Origin of the sequence: Streptomyces sp. GD-15H (genome assembly GCF_045291515.1) — a bacterium.
In the GTDB taxonomy this organism is placed as follows: Bacteria; Actinomycetota; Actinomycetes; order Streptomycetales; family Streptomycetaceae; genus Streptomyces.
This window is the reverse complement of record NZ_CP149447.1, coordinates 2,807,493-2,828,554: the sequence shown is the minus strand read 5'-3', so window position 1 is coordinate 2,828,554 and position 21,062 is coordinate 2,807,493. Positions and strand designations below refer to the sequence as shown.

Below are 21,062 nucleotides of genomic sequence, written 5' to 3'. Positions count from 1 at the left end.
ATGCGTGCCCCGGGCGGAGCGGGAGAAACCGCCCCGCCCGGGTTCCGCGCGTCCTACGCGGCGTCCCCGCGCAGCCGGAACCAGTAGAAGCCGTGGCCCCCGAGGGTCAGCAGATACGGCAGTGCGCCGACGGCGGGGAAGCGGACCCCGCCGAACAGCTCGACCGGATGACGGCCCTCGAAGGCACTCAGATCGAGCTCGGTGGGCTGCGCGAAGCGGGAGAAGTTGTTGACGCACAAAACCAGGTCGTCCTCGTGCTCGCGGAGGAAGGCGAGGACGGCCGGATTCGACGACGGCAGTTCGGTGTAGCAGCCGAGGCCGAAGGCGGGGTTCTGCTTGCGGATCTCGATCATGCGGCGGGTCCAGTGCAGCAGCGACGCCGGCGAGGCCATGGACGCCTCGACGTTGCTGACCTGGTAGCCGTAGACCGGGTCCATGATCGTGGGCAGGAACAGCCGCCCCGGGTCGGAGGAGGAGAAGCCGGCGTTGCGGTCGGGGGTCCACTGCATGGGGGTGCGCACGGCGTCGCGGTCGCCGAGCCAGATGTTGTCGCCCATGCCGATCTCGTCGCCGTAGTAGAGGATCGGCGAGCCGGGCAGGGACAGCAGCAGGGCGGTGAACAGTTCGATCTGGTTGCGGTCGTTGTCCAGGAGCGGGGCCAGGCGGCGGCGGATGCCGATGTTGGCGCGCATGCGGGGGTCCTTGGCGTACTCGGCCCACATGTAGTCGCGTTCCTCGTCGGTGACCATTTCCAGGGTCAGCTCGTCGTGGTTGCGCAGGAAGATGCCCCACTGGCAGCCGGAGGGGATGGCGGGGGTCTTGGCGAGGATCTCGGAGACGGGGTGGCGCGACTCGCGGCGGACGGCCATGAAGATGCGGGGCATGACCGGGAAGTGGAAGGCCATGTGGCACTCGTCGCCGCCGGCGCGGTAGTCGCCGAAGTAGTCGACGACGTCCTCCGGCCACTGGTTGGCCTCCGCCAGCAGCACGGTGTCCGGGTACTGCGCGTCGATCTCCTTGCGCACCCGCTTGAGGAACGCGTGCGCGGCGGGCAGGTTCTCGCAGGTGGTGCCCTCGGCCGCGTACAGGTAGGGCACCGCGTCCAGCCGGAAACCGTCGATCCCCAGGTCCAGCCAGAACCGCAGGGCCGCCAGGATCTCCTCCCGGACCCGCGGGTTCTCGTAGTTGAGGTCCGGCTGGTGCGAGAAGAAGCGGTGGAAGTAGTACTGTCCGCGCACCGGGTCGTAGGTCCAGTTGGAGGCCTCGGTGTCGACGAAGATGATCCGCGCGTCCGGGTAGCCCCTGTCGTCGTCGGCCCACATGTAGAAGTTCCCGTAGGGGCCGTCGGGGTCCTTGCGGGACTCCTGGAACCAGGGGTGCTGGTCGCTGGTGTGGTTCATGACGAAGTCGATGATCACGCGCATGCCGCGCTGGTGGGCGGCGTCGGTGAACTCCACGAAGTCGGCGAGGTCGCCGAAGTCGGGCAGGACGGCGGTGTAGTCGGAGACGTCGTAGCCGCCGTCGCGCAGGGGGGACTTGAAGAAGGGGGCAGCCACAGGCAGTCGACGCCGAGCCACTGCAGGTAGTCGAGTTTGGCGGTCAGCCCCTTCAGGTCGCCGATGCCGTCGCCGTCGCTGTCCTGGAAGGAGCGCACGAGGACCTCGTAGAAGACGGCCCGTTTGAACCAGTTCGGGTCGCGGTCCCCCGCCGGTGTGTCCTCGAAGGTGTCCGGGACGGGCTCGTTGACGGTCATGGCGTTTTTGCCCCTCCGGTTCGCTGTGCGGCGGGCGGGCGCTGGACGTGCAGGACATGCGCGCCGCCCGGTTTTAGGCGCACGTAGTTGGCCCGGCCCCAGTGGTAGGTCTCGCCGCTGAGCTCGTCGCGCACCGGCACCGACTCGTGCCAGTCCAGGCCGAGTTGCGGCATGTCCAACGAGACGGTGGCCTCCTGGGTGCGGTGCGGGTCGAGGTTGGCGGCCACCAGCACGGCATCGGACCCGCTGCGCTTGCTGTACGCGAGGACGGCGTCGTTGTCGGTGTCGTGGAAGCGGAGGTTTCTGAGTGCGCGCAGCGCGGGGTGGGCCCGTCGGATGGTGTTGAGCCGGGTGAGAAGGGGGGTGAGGGTGCGGCCGTGGCGTTCGGCGGTGTCCCAGTCGCGCGGGGTGAGCTGGTACTTCTCCGAGTGCAGGTACTCCTCGGAGCCTTCGCGCAGCGGGGTGTTCTCGCAGAGTTCGTAGCCGCTGTAGATGCCCCAGGCGGGGAGAGGGTGGCGGCGAGGACGGCGCGGACCTCGAAGGCGGGCCGGCCGCCGTGCTGGAGGTAGGCGGGCAGGATGTCGGGGGTGTTGGCGAACAGGTTGGGCCGCATGTAGCAGGCGGCGTCCCCGGAGAGTTCGGTGAGGTACTCCGTCAGTTCCTGTTTGGTGGTGCGCCAGGTGAAGTAGGTGTAGGACTGCTGGAAGCCGCTCTGGGCCAGGGTGTGCATCATCGCGGGGCGGGTGAAGGCCTCGGCCAGGAAGATGACGTCGGGGTCGGTGCGGTTGATGTCGGCCAGCACGCGTTCCCAGAACACGACGGGTTTGGTGTGGGGGTTGTCCACCCGGAAGATGCGTACCCCGGTGGACATCCAGTGCCGCAGCAGCCGGCAGGTCTCGGCGAGCAGGCCGTCCATGTCGGCGTCGAAGGCGAGGGGGTAGATGTCCTGGTACTTCTTGGGCGGGTTCTCGGCGGGGGCGATGGTGCCGTCGGGGCGGTGGTGGAACCAGTTCGGGTGGTGGTGCACCCAGGGGTGGTCGGGGGAGCACTGGAGGGCGAGGTCCAGGGCGATCTCCAGGCCGTGGCGGGCGGCCTGGCCGACGAACCAGGTGAAGTCCTTTAGGGTGCCGAGTTGGGGGTGGACGGCGTCGTGGCCGCCGTCGGGGGAGCCGATCGCCCAGGGCACGCCGACGTCGTCGGGGCCGGCGTCGAGGGTGTTGTTGCGGCCCTTGCGGTGGGTGGTGCCGATGGGGTGGATGGGGGGAGGTAGACGACGTCGAAGCCCATGGCGGCGATCGCGGGCAGCCGGCGGGCGGCGGTGCGGAAGGTGCCGTGCGGGGTGGTGGGGGTGCCCTCGGAGCGGGGGAAGAACTCGTACCAGGAGCCGTACAGGGCCCGTTCGCGTTCCACCAGCAGGGGCATCGGGTCGCCGGCGGTGACCAGTTCCCGCAGGGGGTAGCGGGCCAGTACCGCGTCCACCTCCGGCGTCAACGCCGCCGCCAACCGGGACGCCGCGGGGCGCCGTTCGTCGCGCAGCGCGTCCACCGCGACGAGGAGCACGCCCCGTGGGTCCGGTTTTGGCACTCCGGCCGCCGCCCGTTCGTAGAGCCGGGCGCCCTCCTCCAGCACCAACTCCGTGTCCATGCCCGCCGGGATCTTGATCCGCGCGTGGCGGCGCCAGGTCGTGACCGGGTCGCCCCACGCCTCCACGGTGTACGTCCAATGCCCCGTCACACCGGCGCGGACGGTCGCCCCCACCGGTCCGTGCCCGGCGCCAGCTCCCGCATCGGCGTGAACGGCCCCGCAGGCCCTCGGGATCCTTCAGGACGACATTGGCGGCCACCGCGTCATGTCCCTCACGGAAGACGGTGGCCGTCACCTCGAACGTCTCACCGACGACGGCCTTCGCCGGCCGGCGTCCCTGACGGACCATCGGCCGGACATCGAGAACGGGGATGCGCCCCAGGGAGGTTGCGCTCACCGCGGCCGGTGGGGGCGTTCCGGCGGCGGGCTTCGGAGAAGGCGTGGGAGGGGACGACGACGAATGATGCTTGACGGGCATGACCGCTCCTGTCCGAGTCAACGTGGGTGGGCGGATGACTGTGGCGAGGTGGGTCCTGCTTGACGGTGCGTGAGGTTTCTGAGGGGGTGTACCGCAGGAGTCTTCCCATCCTGTTCGGGTGGGCAATCCGGCACTTTGTTAACTACTCGCGCGTATGTCGACACACAAGACCGGCCTCGTCCGCGCGGGACGGAACCGGTCTCGACGGACCCGCTCCCCACCCCTCGCCGTCTTCCCCGCCGGCGCCCCGGGCGGTCGTGGCGCGGGGCCGGGCAGGTCCGCACTACCGCGTCGGCGTCCGGAGCAGCCGGTTCGGCGAACCGAGCCCGCGGCCGCTCGCCTTCCCGCTCGTCGCCCCCTTGACCAGCGCGTTCGCCACCTGCGCCGGGGTGGCCCGCCGATGCTCGGCGAGATACAGCGCCGCCGCGCCCGCCGCGTGCGGCGACGCCATCGACGTCCCCGAGGCGGCGACCCGCCCGGTGTCGCTCGCGGCCGACGCCGAGGTGATCGACACCCCCGGGGCGAACAGACCGAGGGCGGAGCCGTGGTGGGAAAAGGCTGGTTTCTTGTCCTGCCGATCGGTCGCGCCCACCGTGATCGCCTGCTGCACGCCCGCGGGCGAGTACAGGGCGGCCGCCGTTCCCTCGTTGCCCGCGGTGACCGGGTAGCTGACGCCGGACGCGAGGGACGTACGTACGGCGGCGTTCAGTTGGGCGTCGGAGAAGCCGCCGAGGCTGAGATCGGCGACCGCGGGCTTCCTCGCGTTCCGGGTCACCCAGTCGATGCCCGCGATCGCCAGGGCCGTGGTGCCCGAGCCGTTGTCGTCGAGCACACGAACGGAGACGATCCTGGCCCGCTTCGCGACGCCGCAGGTCTTTCCCGCGATGATGCCGGCCACATGGGTGCCGTGGCCGTTGCCGTCCTGGGCGGTCCGGTCGTTCTGGACGAAGTCCCAGCCGTGCCGGGCCCGGCCGCCGAAGTCGCGGTGCGCTATTCGTACGCCGGTGTCGATGACGTAGACCGTCACCCCCGCACCCGCCGTGTCCGGCGCGGTGTACCGCTCGTCCATCGGCAGGTTCCGCTGGTCCACGCGGTCCAGTCCCCAGGACGGCGGGTTCTGCTGCGTGTTGTTCCGCGTGCGGGCCGGCGTCACCCCGGTGTCCTGGGTGACCGAGGCGATGCGGGGGTCGGCCGCGAGCCGCGCGGCCGCTCTCGCGTCGACGCGGACGGCGTAGCCGTTGAGTACGTGCCGTAGGTATGGCTGATTCTCGCCCTGTAGCGCTGGACGAGATCTCTGCCGATCGCCGAGTGTGCCGCGGCCCCCTCCTTCAGTGTCACCAGGTAGCTGCCGGCCACGGAGCCGGGTGCTCCGGCACCGGATATCCGCCCCTCAGGAGCGGCGTGCGCGGGCAGGGTCGCGGCCGAGACCGTCGCGGTACACAGGACCGCCGGCATGACCCCCGCCCGGCGCAGACGCCGCGTTCGCGTCCGTGCCATGGTCCGGGTTCCCCTCCTCGACTCGGTGTAGGGCGTCGCGGGCCGGGGAGCGCCCGGCGCGGGCCTGGCACGCCACCGTGGCAGCGTCTCGTGCGGAACGAAGTGCCACAAGGAAGCCTGGGAGTGGGGAATCGGTCATATCCGCCATGAGGTGAATCGTTTGGGTTGGTGTACGGCGGGGCCGGGTTGCCCGGCTTCCAGCGGGGAGGGCGTTTCCGCCGGTACTGTCGTGCGCGACGACCGGACGCACACAGCCGTCCCTCCGCACCGTGACTCGCGCCGAGGTGGAATTTGAAGGCGATCCGTCGATTCACCGTCCGACCCGTTCTCCCCGACCCCCTCCGGCCCCTCAGCGATCTGGCCCGCAACCTGCGCTGGTCCTGGCACGTGCCGACCGGCGACCTGTTCCAGTCCGTCGACCCCGAACGCTGGGCCGCCTGTGGCCGCGACCCCGTACGGCTGCTGGGCGGTGTGCCGCCCGAGCGGCTCATGGAACTGGCCGGGGACCGCCCGTTCCTGGACCGCCTCGACGCGGTCGCGGGCGACCTGCACACGTACATGACCGGCGACCGCTGGTACCAGGACCAGTCCGGCACCCGGCCACAGAATGACCAATTGCCCACCGCCATCGCCTACTTCTCCCCGGAGTTCGGCATCACGGCCGCCCTGCCGCAGTACTCCGGCGGGCTCGGCATCCTCGCCGGCGACCACCTCAAGGCCGCCAGCGACCTCGGCGTCCCGCTGATCGGCGTCGGCCTGCTCTACCGGCACGGTTACTTCCGCCAGTCGCTGTCCCGGGACGGCTGGCAGCAGGAGCACTACCCCGTCCTCGACCCCAACGAGCTGCCCCTCGCCCAGCTCAAGGAGCCCGACGGCACACCCGCCCTGGTGATCCTCGCGCTGCCCGGCGGCCGGTCGCTGCGCGCCCGGATCTGGCTCGCGCAGGTGGGCAGGATCCCGCTGCTCCTGCTGGACTCCGACGTCGAGGAGAACGACCTCGGCGAACGCGGCGTCACCGACCGACTCTACGGCGGTGGCAGCGAGCACCGTCTGCTCCAGGAGATGCTGCTCGGCATAGGAGGTGTCCGGGCGGTGCGCGCGTACTGCAGGCTGACCGGGCACGCGCCGCCCGAGGTGTTCCACACCAACGAGGGCCACGCCGGCTTCCTCGGCCTGGAACGCATCGCCGAACTGAGGTCAGAAGGAATGGAGTTCGGCCCCGCGTGGGAGGCGGTCCGGGCGGGGACCGTGTTCACCACGCACACCCCCGTACCGGCCGGCATCGACCGCTTCGATCGCGAGCTGGTCGCCCGCCACTTCGGCCCCGCCGCAGAACTGCCGGGCATCGAGGTCGACCGCATCCTCCGGCTCGGCATGGAGACGTACCCCGGAGGCGAGCCCAACCTCTTCAACATGGCCGTCATGGGCCTGCGTCTGGCCCAGCGCGCCAACGGAGTCTCCCTGCTGCACGGCGGGGTCAGCCGCGAGATGTTCGCCGGACTCTGGCCCGGTTTCGACCCCGAGGAGGTGCCCATCACGTCCGTGACCAACGGGGTGCACGCGCCGACCTGGGTCGCCCCCGAGGTGTTCCGGCTCGGCGCCCGGCAGATCGGCGCCGAGCGCGCCGAGGAGGCGCTGACCGTCGGCGGCTCGGACCGCTGGGACTCGGTCGCGGACATCCCCGACGAGGACATCTGGGAGCTGCGCCGGTCCCTGCGCTCGCTGCTGGTGATGGAGGTGCGGGAGCGGCTGCGCACCTCGTGGCGGCAGCGCGGCGCGGGGACGGCGGAGCTGGGCTGGATCGACCGGGTGCTCGACCCGGACGTGCTGACCATCGGGTTCGCCCGACGGGTCCCCTCGTACAAGCGGCTGACGCTGATGCTGCAGGACCGGGACCGGCTGACGGACCTGCTGCTGCACCCCGAGCGGCCGGTGCAGATCGTGGTCGCGGGCAAGGCGCACCCGGCGGACGAGGGCGGCAAGCGGCTCATCCAGGAGCTGGTCCGGTTCGCCGACGACCCGCGTGTGCGGCACCGGATCGTCTTCCTGCCCGACTACGGCATGGCGATGGCGCAGAAGCTCTACCCCGGCTGCGACATCTGGCTGAACAACCCGCTGCGACCGCTGGAGGCGTGCGGGACCAGCGGTATGAAGGCCGCCCTCAACGGCTGCCTCAACCTCTCGGTGCTGGACGGCTGGTGGGACGAGTGGTTCCAGCCCGACTTCGGCTGGGCCATCCCCACCGCGGACGGGGCGGGTGGGGGCATCCCCACGCTCTCGGCAGTGGGGGAGGACCCGGACCGGCGCGACGCCGTAGAGGCCGCGGCGCTGTACGACCTGCTGGAGCAGCGGATCACGCCGCGCTTCTACGAGCGAGGTGGGAGCGGACTGCCCGATCGGTGGCTGGAAATGGTCCGGCACACCCTGAGCCTGCTCGGCCCGAAGGTGCTGGCCGGCCGCATGGTCCGCGAGTACGTCGAGCGCCTGTACGCGCCCGCCGCCCGCGCCCACCGGGCGATGGGACCCGACCGCGCGCGCGACCTCGCCCGGTGGAAGACCCGGGTGCGTGCCGCCTGGCACGGCGTGACCGTCGACCACGTCGAGACGTCCGGGACGACGGCGGCCACCGCGGAACTCGGCACCACCCTCGCCCTGCGGGTGTGCGTCCGCCTCGGCGACCTCGATCCGGACGACGTCGAGGTCCAGGCGGTCTCCGGGCGGGTGGACGGGGAGGACCGCATCACCGGCGCGACGCCCGTGCCGCTGAAACCGGTGGGCGCCGCCGATCTGGAGGGCCGCTGGGTGTACGAGGGCCCGCTCTCCCTGGACCGTACCGGGCCCTTCGGCTACACGGTCCGTATCCTGCCCAGCCATCCGCTGCTGGCGCACGGCACGGAAATGGGTCTGGTCGCGGTCCCCTCGCAGGACGTCTCCGAGGCGGCGGGACTGCTGATGCGGTAGGCCCGGCGGTCCGGTGGTGCGAAGGGCCTCAGAACTCCTTGAGGCCCTTCGTGGCCAGGCGGCGCAGCACCGTGCCGCAGCGGCGGGCGTAGGCGTGCTGCATTACGCGTGCCGCCGGACCGGCCGCACGAGCGTACCAACGGGCCGCTTTGCTGAACGCGGAAACGGTCAGCCACACCGTTCCGTCACCGGTGCGGTTCACGACGAAGGCCTCCTCGCCGCACTCCGGATGACCGGGCAGGGTGCCGTACGCCCAGCCGGCCCTGCGGGGCTCCTCCAGCGTCCAGACCACCCGGCACGGCGCCTTGACCACCCCGGCGAGTGTGACGGTGACGTCGACACCGGGCGCCGCGCGGTCGGCGCCGGCGTCGATGCCGACGCCCAGCGCCCGGTGCAGCTCCCAGGTGAGCACCGCCTCCGCGCCCTGGCGGAAGACCGCCTCGCCCTCGCCGAGGCGGGTGCGCAGGTGCAGGGGATGGAATCCGGGAGGGCAGAAACCCGGCTCACGGGTCGCGCCGACGTGGTCGTAGGTGAAGTCCGCCGAAGACATGGGACCCAAGGGTAGGGCGGCCCCGCACAACCGGTGGCGCGGGGGCGTCCGCCCCGGAGTCCGGCACCTCCGGCGCGGGCGCCCCTTCACCACGTACGGCGGGCCTACGGCCTACGGCCTACGTGAGGGCGGGCTTCCGGCCGTCGGGGCGGCCGGTGTCCCGGGCCGCCCGGCCGCCGGGCGCTGCGCCCTCAGCCACTGGCGCGGGCGCCGACGTTGACGGCGGCCCAGGCGTTCTGCACCGCTTTGTACTCGGCGCTGTTCGTGCCGTACAGCTCACCGGTCGCCGCCAGGGTGCCGGTGCGGGCGCCGGCGTAGTTGGTGGTCGAGGTGAACTTGGTGGTCAGCGCGCGGAACCAGATCTTCTCCGCCTTGGCACGGCCGATGCCGGTGACCGGCAGCCCGTCCGAGGTGGGCGAGTTGTAGCTGACGCCGTTGATGGTCTTGGCGCCGCTGCCCTCGCTCAGCAGGTAGAAGAAGTGGTTCGCGGGGCCCGAGGAGTAGTGCACGTCGATCGAGCCGAGCCCGGAGTACCAGGAGTCCTTGGACGAGCCGTCCCTGCTCGGCCTGTCCATGTAGCGCAGCGGGGTGCCGTCGCCGCGGATGTTGATCTCCTCGCCGATGAGGTAGTCACCGACGTCCGAGGCGTTGCCGGCGTAGAACTCCACGGTCGCGCCGAAGATGTCGCTGGTCGCCTCGTTGAGGCCGCCGGACTCCCCGCTGTAGCGCAGGCCGGCGGTGTTCGAGGTGAGGCCGTGGGTCATCTCGTGCGCGGCCACGTCGATCGAGGTGAGCGGGTTGGCGTTGCCCGATCCGTCGCCGTAGGTCATGCAGAAGCAGCTGTCCGACCAGAAGGCGTTGACGTAGTTGTTGCCGTAGTGGACCCGGGAGTAGGCGCCCACGCCGTCCCCGCGGATGCCGTTGCGGCCGTGCACGTTCTTGTAGTAGTCCCAGGTCAGCGCGGCCCCGTAGTGGGCGTCGGCGGCGGCCGACTCCAGGTTGGACGGACTGCCGTTGCCCCAGACGTCGTCGGAGCCGGAGAACAGGGTGCCGGTGCCAAAGGTGCGGCGGTTCAGGTTGTACGTCCTGTGGTTGCCGCGCGCCCCGTCGGTGAGGTTGTACGACGACCCGGACCGGGTGGTGGTCAGGCCGACGGTGCCGCTGTAGACGGTGTGGCCGGTTCCGTTCTGGACGGCCTGCCACTCGTACAGTTTCTCGCCGGTGGTGGCGTCGGTGACGACGTGCAGTTCCTGCGGGGTGCCGTCGTGCTGGAGCCCGCCGACGACGGTCTCGTACGCGAGGGTCGGCGTCCCGCCCGCGGCCCAGACGACCTTGCGCGGTGCGCCGTCGACGTCGGGGCTCTTGGCGTCCTCGGCCTTCGCGGCGTCGAGGGCCTGCCGCTCCGCCTTGGTGGCGGGCACCGCGGCCTTGGTGGTGGCGGGCTTCACCGAGGTCCGGGTGGCCTTGACCACGGACTCGGCCGCGCCGGCCCGTTCGCCCTGGACGACCAGGTCGCCACCGAGGACGGGCAGACCGTCGTAGGTGCGCTCGTAGCGGACGTGGACGGTGCCGTCGCGGTCCTTGAGGACGTCACGGACGACCAGCTTCTCCTTCTCGCCCAGACCGAGGTCCTCGGCGGTGTCCGCCTTGGTGGCGTTCGCCTCGCGGATCAGCTCGGCGCGCTGGGCGGGGGTGAGCCGGAGCGACTCGGCGCCGGAGTCCGCCCGGCTCACGGCCGACGGGGTGTCGTCCGGTGCGGCGGTGGCGCTGCCGGCCTGCACGGCCGTGGCGACCAGGGCGGCGACCCCGGCGAGGGCGACGGCGGCGGTGCGGCGTGTGGTGCGGGGGGTGCGTCTGTGGGAGGGCCTGCTTCTCAACACTGACTCCTTCTGCGCGGCCGCGGGTTGTGCGGCCAGGGGAGACCGGCCGGCTGGTGAGCCGGCCGGGCAGAACAGGGCGGTACGCGGTACCACGTGCTGCTGTGCTGGAGCGGTGGCCACGGCACGACGGTCGGGTGGCGCTGTGGGGTTGCCGCGCAGGGGCCGTGGGAAGAGTGGCAGGAGACCGCAGTTCCTGTCAGGGGCGCGTCAAAACTTTGGCCGAAAACATTCCGCTGTCCGGGAGTTCAGGTTCGATAAACGGAGCGTTTCATCGAGGTGGCGCCGGTGGCGGCAGCGGCTCCGCGCTTGCCGTCTCTCCCCCGGGGGCTGTGCTCCCACTACGCCAGGCTGTCCCGCCAGGCCTGGTGCAGGGCTGCGAAACGACCGGTGCCTGCGATGAGTTCGGTGGGGGTGCCGTCCTCCACGATGCGGCCGTGTTCCATCACCAGGACGCGGTCCGCGATCTCGACGGTGGAGAGGCGGTGGGCGATCACCACCGCCGTACGCCCCCGCAGGACCGTCGCCATCGCCCGCTGCACCGCCCGCTCGCCGGGGATGTCCAGGGAGCTGGTCGCCTCGTCCAGGATCAGTACGGCCGGGTCGGCGAGCAACGCCCGGGCGAAGGAGACGAGTTGGCGCTGGCCGGCCGAGATGCGGCCGCCGCGTTTGCGTACGTCGGTGTCGTAGCCGTCGGGCAGGGCGCTGATGAAGTCGTGCGCGCCGATCTCCTTCGCGGCCCGCTCGATCTCCTCGCGGGTGGCGTCCGGGCGGCCGAGGGCGATGTTCTCGGCGACCGTGCCGGAGAACAGGAACGCCTCCTGCGTCACCATGACCACCCCGCGCCGCAGTTCGGGCCCCGGCAGGTCGCGCAGGTCGACGCCGTCCAGCAGGACCCGGCCGTCGGTGGGGTCGTAGAAACGGGCGAGCAGTTTGGCCAGCGTCGACTTGCCCGCGCCGGTCGAGCCGACGACGGCGACGGTCTGCCCGGCCGGGAGGGTGAGGTCGAAGCGGGGCAGCACCTCGCCGCCGGTGCGGTACGCGAAACGGACCGCGTCGAAGACGACTTCGCGCCCCGGGTGCCGCGACGGCGCCTCCGGAAGCTCCCGGGGGGCCGCGGGCTCCGGTACGGACGGGACCTGTGCCAGGAGCCCGGCGATCTTCTCCAGCGAGGCGGCCGCCGACTGGTACGCGTTGAGGAACATGCCCAGCCGGTCGATCGGGTCGTACAGCCGCCGCAGATACAGCACCGCCGCCGCCAGCACACCGAGCGCGAGCGTCCCGTCCGCGACCCGGTAGGCACCCCACAGCACGATCAGCGCGACCGTCGTGTTGGCGGTCACCCGGGAACCGACGACGTAGCGGGCCATCTCCAGCAGGGCGTCCCCGTTGGTCCGCTCGTGCCGCCGGTTCAGCGCGCGGAAGTCGGCGTCGTTGGCGGCCTCGCGGCGGAAGGCGCGCACCGGGCGGATGCCGTTCATCGTCTCGACGAACTTCACGATCACCGCGGCGATCGCCGTCGACCGCTGCCGGTACACCTCCGTGACGCGCCGCCGGTACGACCGTACGAGTGCGTACAGCGGGACGAAGGAGGCCACCGCCACCGCTCCCAGCCCGAGGTCCAGCCAGAGCAGCAGCACCGAGACGTAGACGCAGGACACGATGACCGTGACCAGCTCCTGCAGGCCCTCCTCCAGCAGCTCACGCAGCGACTCGACGTCCGTGGTGGAGCGGGAGATGAGCCGGCCCGAGGTGTAGCGCTCGTGGAAGTCGACGCTGAGCGCCTGCGCGTGCCGGAAGATCCGGCCGCGCAGATCCAGCAGCACGTCCTGGCTGACCCGGGCGGCGGTGGTGATGAACGCGTACTGCAGCACACCGCCCGACGCCGCGCACAGCAGATAGCCCACCGCGACCGCGATCAGCGGCCCGTGGTCGGCGGACCGGAACGCGGGTACGCCCCGGTCGATCGCGTACGCCACCAGCAGCGGACCCGCCTGCACCGCAGCCTGCTGGAGCAGCAGCAGAAGCGCGGTGAGGGCGACCCTGCCCCGCATCGGTGCCAGCAGGGAACGCAGCAGGACGCCGGTGGCGTCCGGGGGAGTGGGCAGTACGTCCCGGTCGAAGGGGTCGCCGGCCTGCGGGGGCTGCGAGGTCTGCGGACCGTCGTCCTTGCCGTCCTCGTCCCGCGCGGGCGCGGTGGGGGCCGCCGTCATCGCTGGTCCTCCTGTTCCCCCGCCGGGTCGCCGGCCATGAGGCGGGCGTACTCGGTGTGGGTGCGCAGCAGTTCGTGGTGGGTGCCGACCGCCGTGATCCGGCCGCCGGAGAGCAGGGCGACGCGGTCGGCCAGCAGCACCGTGGACGGGCGGTGCGCCACGATCAGGGCCGTGGTGTCGGCGAGCACCCGGCGCAGGGCGGCCTCGACCGCGGCCTCCGTGTGCACGTCGAGCGCGGACAGCGGATCGTCCAGCACCAGGAAGTCGGGCTGCCCGACCACCGCGCGGGCCAGCGCGAGACGCTGCCGCTGCCCGCCGGAGAGGCTGAGCCCCTGCTCGCCGACCTGCGTGTCGGTGCCCTGCGGCAGCGCGTTCACGAAGTCGGCCTGCGCCACGCCCAGCGCCCGCTCCAACTCGGCCTTCCCGGCCCCGGCCCCCGCGCCCATCAGCACGTTCTCCCCGACCGCGGCCGAGAACAGGGTGGGCTCCTCGAAGGCGACGGAGACCCTGCTCCGCAGCTCCTCGCGGGAGAGCGCGGTGATGTCCGTGCCGTCCAGGGTGATCCGCCCCGAGGTCACCTCGTGCAGCCGCGGGACCAGGGCGGTGAGCGTGGTCTTGCCGCTGCCGGTCGCGCCGACCAGGGCCATCGACTCACCGGGTCGGATGTGCAGGTCGACACGGTCCAGGACGGGCGGGGACCCGGAAGGGGCGTCGGGGTAGCGGAAAGTGACGTCGTGGAAGCGCAGCCCGCCGTCGTCCGCGGGGGCGGCCGGCGTCCGTGCGCCGTCCGGGCCCGGGGACTCCTCCGCGGCGTCCATCACCTCGAAGTACCGCTCGGTCGCGGTCGCCGCCTCCTGGCTCATCGCCAGTAGGAAGCCGATCGAGTCCACGGGCCAGCGGAGCGCCAGGGCCGTCGACAGGAACGCCACCAGGGTGCCCGCGGACAGGTCCCCGTCGGCCACCCGCATGGTCCCCAGCACCAGCGTCGTGCCGATGGCCAGCTCCGGGAGCGTCACGATGACGCTCATGATGGAGGCCAGCAGCCGCGCCTTGTGCAGCTCCGTCCCGCGCAGTTCCTTCGACAGCTCCCGGAACGCCCGCGCCTGGCTGCGGTGCCGTCCGAACCCCTTGATGACGCGAATGCCGAGCACGCTCTCCTCGACCACCGTCGTCAGGTCGCCGACCTGGTCCTGTGCGAGCCGCGACGCCTTGGAGTACCGCTTCTCGAAGGCCACGCAGATGAGCATCACCGGCACGGCCGGAATCAGGACCACCAGTCCCAGAGCCCAGTCCTGGATCAGCATGATGATCACACCGACAAGGATCGTCACCCCGTTGACCAGCAGGAACGTCAGCGGGAAGGCCAGAAACATGCGTACCAGCATCAGATCCGTGGTCCCCCGGGACAGTAACTGCCCCGACGGCCACCGGTCGTGGAACGCCACCGGCAGCCGCTGCAGATGCCGGTACAGGCTCGCCCGCATCCCCGCCTCGACACCCGCCAGCGGGCGTGCCACCAGCCATCGCCGGAGCCCGAACAGCAACGCCTCCGCGATCCCGAGCAGCAGCAGGTACAGCGCGCCGAGCCACACACCCGCCGGGTCCCGGTCGGCGATCGGACCGTCCACCATCCACTTCAGGACCAGCGGGATGACCAGGCCGATGCACGAGGCGAGGATCGCGATGAAGGCAGCGGTCAGCAGCCGCGCCCGCACGGGCCGCACGTACGGCCACAGACGCAGCAACGAACGAACGGTGGAGGGCGCTTCGCGCGCTTCGAGGGGTGGGAGTGTGGTGGCCATCAGCAGCGAGCCTACGGATCGCAACTGACACTGCCCACCGAGTTTCGGCCGGACCGGGCTCGGCCTTCGGACCTACGACCTGCGGCTCCGGCCGGCCGTACGCGGAAACCGTGGGAGTCGTACCACTCCATCAGCCGATCGGTTGATGCGTCTCGAGCGTGACGGCCGATGTGCGGGCACCCCGCCCACCGGGACGCTTGGTGCCATGCCCGTCATCGAAGTCACCGATCTGCGCAAGTCCTACCGGGGCAGGCCCGCCGTGGACGGCGTCTCCTTCACCGTCGAGGAGGGCGAGATCTTCGGCGTCCTCGGCCCCAACGGCGCCGGCAAGACGACCACCGTCGAATGCGTCGAGGGCCTGCGGGTCCCCGACGCGGGCCGCGTCCGCGTCACCGGCCTCGACCCGATCGCCGACCACGGGCAGGTCGCCCAGGTCCTCGGCGCCCAGCTCCAGCAGAGCCGACTCCAGGCCAAACTCACCGTCCGCGAGGCCCTGGAGCTGTACGCCGCCTTCCACCCGCGGCCCGCCGACTGGCGGCCCCTAGCCGAACGGCTCGGTCTGGCCCCACACCTGAACAGTCGCTTCGGCAAGCTCTCCGGCGGACAGCAGCAACGCCTGTCCATCGCGCTCGCCCTCATCGGCGACCCCCGGATCGTCGTCCTCGACGAACTCACCACCGGACTGGACCCCCGCGCCCGCCGCGACACCTGGCAGCTCATCGAGGACATCCGCGCGAACGGCGTCACCGTCCTGCTCGTCACCCACCTCATGGAGGAGGCCCAGCGCCTCTGCGACCGGATAGCGGTGATCGACAAGGGCAGGGTGGCCGCCCTGGACACCCCGGCCGGGCTGATCCGCCGCTCGGCGGGCGCCACCGTCATCAGCTTCACGCCCTCCGCGCCCCTGGACGAACATGACCTGAACGGCCTGCCCGCCCTGGCCTCGATCGAGCACCGGGACGGCCGCGTCACCCTGTCCGGCACGGACGAGACCGTCGACGCCGTCCTCACCCTCCTCGCCCGCCCCCACGTCACCGCCCACCAGCTCCGGGTCACCGACGCCACCCTGGACGACGCGTTCCTGGACCTGACCGGGCGGACCGAGGCCCTGCCCGAGCGCGACGCCATGCCCGAGCCCGACCCCACCGAGGAGGCCCCGGCGTGACCACCCCCGTCCTCAACGCCGCCGTCCTGCGTGCCGAGATCCGCCTCTTCCGCCGTGAACCCGGCGGAATCTTCTGGATCCTGCTCTTCCCCACCCTCCTGCTGGCGATCCTCGGCTCCATCCCGTCCTTCCGCGAGGCCGGCCCGTCCTTCGGCGGACTGCGCCCGGTGGACGCGTACGTCCCGGTCGCCGTGCTGCTCGGCCTGATCGTCGGGGGCCTGCAGGGCATGCCGCAGACCCTCACCGGCTACCGCGAACACGGCATCCTGCGCCGGATGGCCACCACCCCGGTACGGGCCACGGCCCTGCTCGGCGCGCAGATGCTGGTGTACGGCGGGGCCGCCCTGCTCTCGGCGCTGCTCTCGCTCACCGCCGGCCGGCTCGCCTTCGGCGTGCGGCTGCCGCGTCAGCCCCTCGGCTACCTCCTGGCGCTGGTCCTCGCCGTGCTCGTCGCGCTCGCCCTGGGCGCCGTGCTCTCCGCGCTGTCCCGCACGACGAAGATCGCGGGCGCGGTGGGTTCCGCCGCGCTGTTCCCCGCGATGTTCTGCGCGGGGGTGTGGCTGCCGGTGCAGGCCATGCCGGACCTGCTCGCCGACATCGTCGGCTGGACCCCGTTCGGCGCCGCCGCCGAGGCACTGAACCAGGCCGCCGCCGGCGCCTGGCCCGGCTGGACACACCTGGCCGTCCTGGCGGCCTGGACGCTGCTGCTGACGGCGGCCGCCGCGCGCTGGTTCCGCTGGGAGTGAGCGGGTGACCGAGAATGGCGCCATGTCGGGCGGGGCGGCGGCAGGCGTGCGCCGGTCCGGGGGCGGGGAGTCCGCGTGGGGGAGCAAGCCTCGGGCGTCCGTGTGGGTGACCGAGAATGGGGCCATGTCGGACGGGGCGGCGGTCGAGCAGCGCTGGGCGGCGTTCCACCGCTGGGGGCCGTACGTGCTGCTCGCGGCCGGCACCCTGCTCTCGGTGTCGGCCGCCGACGGGATCGGCATGACCGGCGGTGAGCTGTGGGCGAGCGGTGTGCTGGTCGTCGTGGCCGCCGCCCTGCAACTGGCCTGGGGCAGCGCGGAGCACAGACGCCCCGGGCCGTCCGCCGAGAGCGCCTGCTACTACGCCGTCCGCTGGGCCGTCGGGTTCGCGCTCACCTGGATGAACCCGCTGTTCGCCTTCTACGCGGTCATCGGCTACTTCGGCGTCGGGCGCCAGCTCCCGAGACGTCTGGTCAGGGTCGGCCTTGTCGCCACCGCGGTGACCCTCGCGGGCTCACAGTCGGGCGGGCTGCCCCGCGTGACGGCCTGGGCTGGGCCCTCTTCGGCGCGGTCCTCCTGGTCAACGCCCTGCTGGTCGCCCTGTTCGCCCACTTCGGCGACCTGGAGGAGGAGCGCACCCGCGCGCAGGCCGCCACCATCGCCGAACTGGAGCGCACCAACGCCGCGTTGCAGCAGGCCCTCGACGAGAACGCCGCACTGCACACCCAACTCCTCGTCCAGGCACGGGAGGCGGGGGTCGCCGACGAGCGCCGGCGGCTGGCCGCCGAGATCCACGACACCCTCGCCCAGGGCCTGACCGGCATCATCGCCCAGCTCCAGGTCGTGGCGAACACCCGTGACCCCGACCTGGCGCGCGTCCACGCGGTCCGGGCCACCGACCTGGCCCGCGAGAGCCTCGGCGAGGCTCGCCGCTCCGTGCACAACCTCGCCCCGGTCGCCCTCGACCGGGACGGGCTGCCGCAGGCCCTGGAGAAGACGGTCACGGAATGGGGCGAACGCACCGGAGCCCGCGCCGACTGCACGGTCACCGGCACCGTCGAGCCCCTCCACGAGGAGGTCGCCGCCACACTGCTGCGGATCGTCCAGGAGGCCCTGTCCAACGCCTCCCGGCACGCCCGCGCCACCCGGGTCGGCGTCACGCTCTCCTACATCGGCGACGAGGTCACCCTCGACATCCGCGACGACGGCCGCGGCTTCGACCCGCGCGTGCGCCCCGCCCGCACCGGTAGCGGCGGCTTCGGCCTCGACGGGATGCGCGCCCGCGCGGAGCGCATCGCGGGCTCCCTCACCGTGGAGTCCGAGCCGGGCCACGGGACGGCGGTGTCGGCTCGCGTACCGTTGGTCCGCCATGACTGACACCCCGGCCATCTCCGTGCTGATCGTCGACGACCACCCCGTCGTACGGGACGGCCTGCGCGGCATGTTCGAGTCCGCGCCCGGCTTCCGGGTCCTCGGCGAGGCGGCGAACGGCGTCGAGGCGCTGGAACGGGCCGACGCCCTCGACCCGGACGTCGTCCTCATGGACCTGCGCATGCCGGGCGGTTCGGGCGTGGACGCCATCCGGGAACTGTCCCGCCGGGGTGCGCGGGCCAAGGTGCTCGTCCTGACCACCTACGACACCGACTCCGACACCCTGCCCGCGATCGAGGCGGGCGCGACCGGCTATCTGCTGAAGGACGCCCCGCGCAAGGAGCTGTTCACGGCCGTGCGGGCGGCGGCCGAGGGACGTACGGTCCTCTCCCCGGCGGTGGCCTCCCGCCTGGTCTCCGCGGTCCGCTCCCCCGCGCGTCCGGCAGCGAACCGCTGTCCGCACGGGAGCGCGAGGTCCTCGGCCTGGTCGCCAGAGGCACCTCCAACCGTGAGATCGCCCGCGAACTCTTCATCAGTGAGGCGACCGTGAAGACCCACCTCACCCACCTGTACGCCAAACTGGGCGTCAAGGACCGCGCGGCGGCCGTGGCGGTCGCCTACGACCGCGGCATCCTCGGCTGACCGCCCGCCCCGCCCCGGCCGCCCACCTGCCCGCCCGCTCAGCGCACCCGCAGCAGCAACACCGTCCGTCCCGGCACCGTGATCGTCGTGTCCGCCGGATGGGTCGTGTCCGGCGCGTCCGCCTGGTCCTCCCGCCCGGTGTCCAGGACCACCTCGTAGCACCGCGCCCACGGCGGCCCCGGCAGCAGGACGTCCACCGGTGCGTCACCGGCGTGCAGCACGGCGAGGAAGCTGTCGTCGCGTATCCGCTCACCGTGCTCGTCGTGGTCCGGGACGTCACGCCCGGAGAGGTACATGCCGAGCGTGGCGGCGGGCGCGTACCAGTCCCCCTCGGTCATCTCCGTGCCCCGCGCGGTGAACCAGGCCAGGTCGCGCAGGCCGTCGGCGGAGTGCGCCCGCCCGGAGAAGAACACCCGGCGGCGCAGCACCGGATGGCGGCGGCGCAGGGCGATCAGCCGGGACGTGAGGTCGAACAGGGCCTTCCACCCCGGTTCCGCCAGCAGCTCCCAGTCCACCCAGCCGGTCTCGTTGTCCTGGCAGTAGGCGTTGTTGTTGCCGTGCTGCGTACGCCCCATCTCGTCACCGGCGACCAGCATCGGCACGCCCGTCGACAGCAGCAGCGTGGTCAGCAGGTTGCGCAGCTGCCGCCGCCGCAGGGCCAGGACGGCCGGGTCGTCGGTCTCGCCCTCGGTGCCGCAGTTCCAGGAGCGGTTGTCGTCGGTGCCGTCCCGGTTGCCCTCGCCGTTGGCCTCGTTGTGCTTGCGGTCGTACGACACGAGGTCGCGCAGCGTGAACCCGTCGTGCGCGGTGACGTAGTTGACCGAGGCGTACGGGCGCCGCCCGCCCCAGTCGTAGAGGTCGCTCGAACCGGAGAGCCGGTAGCCGATCTCCCCGAGGTCCGCCGCCGCGGGCCGCCAGAAGTCCCGCACGGCGTCGCGGTACCGGTCGTTCCACTCCGACCACAGCGGAGGGAACGCCCCCACCTGGTAGCCCCCGGGGCCCACGTCCCACGGCTCGGCGATCAGTTTCACCCCGCGCAGCACCGGGTCCTGGGCGATCACCGCGAGGAACGGGGAGTTCATGTCGACGTCGTGCGCGGAGCGGGCCAGCGCCGCCGCCAGGTCGAAGCGGAAGCCGTCGACGCCCATCTCGGTCACCCAGTAGCGCAGCGAATCCGTGATCAGGCGCAGTACGTGCGGCTGGACGGCGTCCAGGGTGTTCCCGCAGCCGGTGTAGTCGGCGTACCGGCGGGCGTCGGCCCGGAGCCGGTAGTGGCCGCGGTTGTCGATGCCCTTCAGGGACAGCGTGGGGCCCAGTTCGTTCGACTCGGCGGTGTGGTTGTAGACCACGTCGAGGACGACCTCGATGCCCGCCGCGTGCAGGGCGCGCACCATCCGCTTGAACTCGCCGACCTGCTGCCCGGCCGTCCCGGAGGCCGCGTAACCGGCGTGCGGGGCGAAGTAGCCGATGGAGTTGTAGCCCCAGTGGTTGCGCAGCCCGCGCCGCAGCAGATGGTCCTCGTGCGCGAACTGATGCACCGGCAGCAGCTCCACGGCCGTCACGCCCAGCTTCACCAGGTGCTCGATCGCCGCGGGGTGCGCGAGCCCCGCGTAGGTGCCGCGCAGTTCCTCGGGGACGCCGGGGTGGCGTCGGGTGAACCCCTTGACGTGCAACTCGTACAGGACCGTGTCCGCCCACGGGGTGCCGGGCCGGTGGCCGGCCGCCCCGGCACCCTGGCCGGCCTGCCCGTCGTCCTCGTGGACGACGACGGCCTTCGGCACGTACGGGGCGGAGTCCCGGTCGTCGCGCACGGTGTCCGCGACATGCCGCTCCGGCCAGTCCCGGACGTGCCCGTACACCTCGGGCGACAGGCCGTGCGTGGCGTAGTCGCCGTCCACCGCGCGTGCGTACGGATCGAGCAGCAGCTTCGCCGGGTTCCAGCGGGCGCCGGTCCACGGGTCCCAGCGGCCGTGCACCCGGTAGCCGTAACGACGGCCGGGCAGGACGCCGGGTACGAAGCCGTGCCAGACGCCGTCCGTCAGCTCGGTGAGCCGGGCCCGGCTCTCCTCGCCGCGCTCGTCGAACAGGCACAGCTCGACCCCCTCCGCGCCACCCGCCCACACCGCGAAGTCGGTACCCGCCACCCCGTCCGGGCCGACCCGGAAGCGGGCGCCCAGCGGTGTCGGCGGGCCGGGCCGCACGGGCACGGTCGCCGGCGGCGGTGTCGCCGCCCGCACACCGTCCACGGCGACGGCCGGGCGCCCGTCGCCGGTGGCCCGCTCCCCGGCCACCGCCTCCTGCTCGGCTGCGCTGGACACCTGTCCGCCTCCCGCGGCTCGTGGGACGACGGCGGGCAGGGGGAGCGGCGGTGTTCCCTGGCGTCCTCGGCGTTCTTCGGCATGCTTCGGCGTTTCTCGGCTTCGGCC

The 21,062-nt window shown here is 72.2% G+C and carries 8 protein-coding genes and 5 pseudogenes; 5 read left to right on the top strand and 8 right to left on the bottom strand.

Going from position 1 to position 21,062, the window contains the following annotated elements; all coding sequences use genetic code 11:
• Positions 1-53 precede the first annotated feature (53 nt).
• The 3 pseudogenes from treS to WJ438_RS13140 all read right to left on the bottom strand — a co-directional run bounded on the left by treS (position 54) and on the right by WJ438_RS13140 (position 5,312).
• Positions 54-1,753, bottom strand: a pseudogene (gene treS / locus WJ438_RS13150) (maltose alpha-D-glucosyltransferase).
• Positions 1,750-3,815 (bottom strand): annotated as a pseudogene (locus WJ438_RS13145) (alpha-1,4-glucan--maltose-1-phosphate maltosyltransferase). Before WJ438_RS13145 ends, treS begins: the two co-directional pseudogenes overlap by 4 nt.
• A 283-nt stretch (positions 3,816-4,098) precedes the next feature.
• Positions 4,099-5,312 (bottom strand): annotated as a pseudogene (locus tag WJ438_RS13140) (S8 family peptidase).
• 291 nt (positions 5,313-5,603) lie between these two features.
• Here WJ438_RS13140 and WJ438_RS13135 point away from each other — a divergent pair.
• A complete protein-coding gene (locus tag WJ438_RS13135; protein WP_406725402.1) occupies positions 5,604-8,273 on the top strand; it encodes a glycosyltransferase family 1 protein in 2,670 nt (889 codons plus the stop codon).
• A 28-nt stretch (positions 8,274-8,301) separates the two neighbouring features.
• Here the strand turns inward: WJ438_RS13135 and WJ438_RS13130 are convergent, their stop codons facing one another.
• The 4 genes from WJ438_RS13130 to WJ438_RS13115 form a co-directional block, all read right to left on the bottom strand.
• Complete coding sequence (locus WJ438_RS13130; protein ID WP_406725401.1) at positions 8,302-8,823, bottom strand: DUF1990 domain-containing protein; 522 nt, start codon at positions 8,821-8,823, stop codon at positions 8,302-8,304.
• Between the two features lie 191 nt (positions 8,824-9,014).
• A complete protein-coding gene (locus tag WJ438_RS13125; protein ID WP_406725400.1) occupies positions 9,015-10,700 on the bottom strand; it encodes a M4 family metallopeptidase in 1,686 nt (561 codons plus the stop codon).
• A gap of 341 nt (positions 10,701-11,041) precedes the next feature.
• The gene (locus WJ438_RS13120) at positions 11,042-12,913 is read right to left on the bottom strand and encodes an ABC transporter ATP-binding protein (protein WP_406725399.1); all 1,872 of its coding nucleotides are present in this window, start codon (positions 12,911-12,913) and stop codon (positions 11,042-11,044) included.
• Positions 12,910-14,715: an ABC transporter ATP-binding protein gene (locus tag WJ438_RS13115; protein ID WP_406725398.1), complete on the bottom strand. Its 1,806-nt coding sequence runs from the start codon at positions 14,713-14,715 to the stop codon at positions 12,910-12,912. The genes WJ438_RS13120 and WJ438_RS13115 overlap by 4 nt, the downstream gene beginning before the upstream one ends.
• Before the next feature lie 205 nt (positions 14,716-14,920).
• On the opposite strand from WJ438_RS13115, the gene WJ438_RS13110 reads away from it, so the two are divergent.
• From WJ438_RS13110 to WJ438_RS13095, 4 genes and pseudogenes are all read left to right on the top strand, one after another.
• A complete protein-coding gene (locus WJ438_RS13110; RefSeq protein WP_406725397.1) occupies positions 14,921-15,880 on the top strand; it encodes an ABC transporter ATP-binding protein in 960 nt (319 codons plus the stop codon).
• The gene (locus WJ438_RS13105) at positions 15,877-16,626 is read left to right on the top strand and encodes an ABC transporter permease (protein ID WP_406725396.1); all 750 of its coding nucleotides are present in this window, start codon (positions 15,877-15,879) and stop codon (positions 16,624-16,626) included. Before WJ438_RS13110 ends, WJ438_RS13105 begins: the two co-directional genes overlap by 4 nt.
• Positions 16,627-16,750: 124 nt before the next feature.
• A pseudogene (locus WJ438_RS13100) lies at positions 16,751-18,000 on the top strand (sensor histidine kinase).
• Positions 17,993-18,636, top strand: a pseudogene (locus tag WJ438_RS13095) (response regulator). The pseudogenes WJ438_RS13100 and WJ438_RS13095 overlap by 8 nt, the downstream one beginning before the upstream one ends.
• Before the next feature lie 38 nt (positions 18,637-18,674).
• Here WJ438_RS13095 and glgX read toward each other — a convergent pair.
• Entirely contained in the window at positions 18,675-20,954 is a 2,280-nt protein-coding gene (gene glgX, locus WJ438_RS13090; RefSeq protein WP_406725395.1) for a glycogen debranching protein GlgX, read from the bottom strand.
• Between the last annotated feature and the right edge of the window lie 108 nt (positions 20,955-21,062).

Excerpts from the sequence above, each read along its gene's own strand:
- WJ438_RS13120 (WP_406725399.1), bottom strand. The coding sequence starts at position 12,913 with ATGACGGCGGCCCCCACCGCGCCCGCGCGGGACGAGGACGGCAAGGAC.
- WJ438_RS13130 (WP_406725401.1), bottom strand. The coding sequence starts at position 8,823 with ATGTCTTCGGCGGACTTCACCTACGACCACGTCGGCGCGACCCGTGAG.
- WJ438_RS13115 (WP_406725398.1), bottom strand. The coding sequence starts at position 14,715 with ATGGCCACCACACTCCCACCCCTCGAAGCGCGCGAAGCGCCCTCCACC.
- WJ438_RS13110 (WP_406725397.1), top strand. The coding sequence starts at position 14,921 with ATGCCCGTCATCGAAGTCACCGATCTGCGCAAGTCCTACCGGGGCAGG.